The 886-nt window shown below is 48.0% G+C and carries 1 pseudogene; it reads right to left on the reverse strand.

From position 1 onward, the window contains the following. Positions 1–806: pseudogene (fadH, locus tag A3739_RS27780) on the reverse strand (NADPH-dependent 2,4-dienoyl-CoA reductase); the annotation flags it as partial. Positions 807–886 lie beyond the last annotated feature (80 nt).

Consider the following 886-nt stretch of genomic DNA (forward strand, 5'->3'; position numbering starts at 1 on the left):
CGCGGCACAGAAGTAACGATGGTTGGAACACGTGCTTCGTGCCAGCCAATACCTGTGTTCATAATGGTAACGCCAGCGGCTTCTAGGGCTTTTGCTGTCTCGACGATTTCGTTGGCGGTCATACCACCTTCGACCAGTTCCATCATTGATAGACGGAAGATCACGATAAATTCTTCGCCTACCGCTTTGCGTACTTCTTTTACGATCTCAACTGGGAAGCGCATGCGGTTTTCGATACTGCCGCCCCATTTGTCTTTACGCTTGTTGACGTGAGGCGCCATAAACTGATTGATCAAATAGCCTTCGCTACCCATGATTTCAACGCCGTTGTAGTTCGCAAGTTTTGCGAGTTTTGCTGTTTTAGCGAAATCTTTGATGGTCGAGCGGATTTGTCGATCTGACATTTCGCGCGGCTTGAATGGGTTAATAGGCGCTTTTTTGGCCGACGCTGAGTGAGAGAATGGGTGGTAGCTATAACGTCCAGCGTGAAGGATTTGTAGGGCAATTTTGCCGCCTTCTTTGTGCACGGCGCTCGTGACTTTACGGTGGTTAGGAATATCTAGATAGCTATTGAATAGTCCGGCAGTAGGGTAGAACCAACCACGTTTGTTTGGGTTGTAGCCGCCAGTGATCACCAGTGCTGCGCCACCTTTTGCACGTTCCGCGAAGTATGCTGCAAGCTTGTCCATTTGCCAGAATCGGTCTTCTAGGCCGGTATGCATTGATCCCATAATGACACGATTTTTAAGCGTGGTGAAACCTAGGTCTAATGGTTCCAGCATGTGTGGGTATGGTTGGTTGCTCATAAAGCCTGACCTCTCAGAATATAAATAGCGTAAAACTCAACTTGACGGCGTCAAGATAACATCTATTTTGACAGTGTCAA

The sequence above is a fragment of the Oleiphilus sp. HI0067 genome, from assembly GCF_001635735.1.